Genomic DNA, 2,754 nt, shown 5'->3' with positions numbered 1-2,754 from the left:
GCCGATCAGGGCAAGCTGCGGATCATCGAGCGCGCCATGGAGCCAGGTGACGCACTTTGCGCTGCGCTGTTCTATGGTGCCAACGAGGACGACGCCGAAGACGCCCGCGTGGCCGCGATTGCCCATGCCGAGGGGGCGTTGGTCAATATCGTCGATAACCTCGCCGACAGCCAGTTCATTACCCCCGCTATTGTGGATCGTGATCCGGTGACAATTGCTATCGGTACAGAAGGTGCCGCCCCTGTTCTGGCGCGCGCCATCAAAGCCGATCTGGAAGCGCGGCTGCCCACATCGCTGGGTGTGCTTGCGCGGATCGGCAAGAATTTCCGCCACGCGGTTGATGTGCTGCCGATGGGCCGCAAGCGCCGTGATTTCTGGTCGGCCTTTTACTTTGGCACAGGCCCCAAGGCGCTGGCCGATGCAGGCGAACAGGCGGTTGTCCCCGCACTGGAAAGCCTTCTGGACAGCCACATCATGCAGGAGCGGAAATCCGGTTCCGTCGATCTTGTCGGCGCGGGCCCCGGTGATCCCGAGCTTCTGACGCTCAAAGCCCGCAATGCGCTGGACAAGGCCGATGTGGTTATCCATGACCGGTTGGTAACGCCCGAGATTCTGGAACTTGCCCGCCGCGAAGCGATTATCATCGACGCAGGCAAAGAAGGCTTTGGCCGCGCGATGGCGCAGTCCGATATCGACGCGCTGATCGTGCAGCATGCGCTGGACGGCCATCATGTTGTGCGCCTGAAAGCCGGCGATCCCACGGTATTTGGCCGTTTGGACGAGGAAATCGCTGCAATTGCGGCGCATGACATTCCCTACACCATCATCCCGGGCATCACGGCGGCTTCTGCCGCTGTTGCCAACATAGGGCAAAGCCTGACCAAACGCGGGCGCAATTCGGCGGTGCGCCTGATCACGGGGCACGACACCAAAGGCTATGCCGATCACGACTGGCGGGCATTGGCCGCCCCCGGTGAAGTAGCCGCGATCTATATGGGCAAGAAATCGGCCCGCTTTATCCAGGGCCGCTTGCTGATGCATGGCGCTGATCCCGCAACGCCTGTGACAATCATCGAAAACGTCAGCCGCGCCGATCAACAGATCATCGCCACCACGCTGGCCGAACTTGAACCCACCCTGACCCAAGCCAATCTGCAAGGCCCGGCCATCACCTTCCTCGGCCTTGCCCCCCGTGACGCCGCAGCACTGGCGATTAGCCAAAAGGAATTTGCATAATGGCCCGTAGTTTCACACCCAAAGTGGTCACCGCGAATGCCCTGCTGGATGGCGATGCCGTCTGGTTGGCTGAGGACGACACATGGACCCGCGACATCCGCGAAGCCGAGCTGCTGACAGATGAGGCCCACGCCGAGCTTCGCCTGCTTGAGGCGCAATCGCGCAGGGATGAAATCGCAGGGGCCTATCTGGCGGATGCTAAAGCCACCGAAGACGGCCCTGCGCCGACCCATTTCCGCGAAGAATTCCGCACGCGCGGCCCTTCAAACTACGCCCACGGCAAGCAAGTGGAACTTTAATCATGTATACCTACACCGATTTTGACGAAGCCTTCGTGCGCACCCGCGTCGCCCAATTCCGCGCGCAAGTAGAACGCCGCATTGACGGGTCTTTGACCGAGGATGAATTCAAACCGTTGCGCCTGATGAACGGTCTTTATCTGCAATTGCATGCTTATATGCTGCGGGTCGCGGTGCCCTATGGCACGCTGAACCCCGCGCAGATGCGCCAACTTGCCTATATCGCGGACCGTTGGGACAAGGGCTATGGCCACTTCACCACACGCCAGAATATCCAGTACAACTGGCCAAAACTGCGCGACGTGCCGGATATGCTTGATGCGCTGGCCGATGTTGGCATGCATGCGATCCAGACCTCGGGCAACACAATCCGCAATGTGACCGCAGACCATTTTGCCGGTGCGGCAGCGGATGAAATCGAGGACCCCCGCGCCATCGCCGAACTGCTGCGCCAGTGGTCCACCGACCACCCCGAATTCCAGTTCCTGCCACGCAAGTTCAAGATCGCCGTGACCGGTGCCGCCCATGACCGCGCCGTCACCCGCGCCCATGACATCGGTTTGCGTATGGTACGCAATGACGCGGGCGAGCCCGGCTTTGAGGTCATCGTCGGTGGTGGTCTTGGCCGCACGCCAATGGTGGGCAAGGTGCTGCGGGCGTTCCTGCCCAAGGCTGATCTGCTGCCTTACTGCGAGGCCATCGTCAGCGTCTACAACCTGCTGGGCCGTCGCGACAACAAATACAAAGCGCGGATCAAGATTACGGTCCATGAAAACGGGCTGGAAAAGATGCAAGAGCTGGTGGAGGCCCGCTTTGCCAATATCCGCGCTGATTTCACAGGCCACGACCAGGCCCTGCTGGCCGAGATCGAGGCCGCCTTTGCGCCACCCGCCTTTGTGACGAAATCCACTGACGGGTATGAGGCCGCGCGCCTTGCAAACCCCGCCTTCCGGTCATGGAGCGACACAAACCTCGCTGCGCACAAGGCCGAAGGCTATGCCGTCGTGTCGATCAGCATCAAGAAACACGGTGCAACGCCGGGCGATGCGACATCGGACCAGATGCGTGTGATGGCCGATCTGGCCGAGCAATACGGTCACGGCGAATTGCGCATCAGCCACGAGCAAAACGTCATCCTGCCCCATGTGCATAAATCCGACCTGCCTGCGGTCTATGCGGCACTGCGTGAGGCGGATCTGGCGACGGCAAATATCGGCCT

General features: G+C 61.0%; 3 protein-coding genes. All 3 read left to right on the top strand.

What is annotated here, in order from left to right; translation table 11 throughout:
* Positions 1 to 1,236, top strand: a 1,236-nt coding sequence (gene cysG, locus VGP75_RS17865) for a siroheme synthase CysG (protein WP_327544943.1), incomplete at its 5' end; no start/stop codon positions are given.
* The gene (locus tag VGP75_RS17860; RefSeq protein ID WP_327544942.1) at positions 1,236 to 1,535 is read left to right on the top strand and encodes a DUF2849 domain-containing protein; all 300 of its coding nucleotides are present in this window, start codon (positions 1,236 to 1,238) and stop codon (positions 1,533 to 1,535) included. The genes cysG and VGP75_RS17860, both read left to right, overlap by 1 nt.
* A 2-nt stretch (positions 1,536 to 1,537) precedes the next feature.
* The coding region (locus VGP75_RS17855) for a nitrite/sulfite reductase (RefSeq protein ID WP_327544941.1) at positions 1,538 to 2,754 on the top strand (1,217 nt) is incomplete at its 3' end.

Source organism: Yoonia sp. (assembly GCF_036007805.1).
Classification (GTDB): Bacteria; Pseudomonadota; Alphaproteobacteria; order Rhodobacterales; family Rhodobacteraceae; genus Yoonia.
The sequence above is the reverse complement of the archived record's forward strand: the minus strand, read 5'-3'. Positions and strand labels throughout refer to the sequence as shown.

Bases quoted from the DNA above. Each gene is read 5' to 3' on its own strand.
- VGP75_RS17860 (WP_327544942.1), top strand. From the start codon at position 1,236: ATGGCCCGTAGTTTCACACCCAAAGTGGTCACCGCGAATGCCCTGCTG.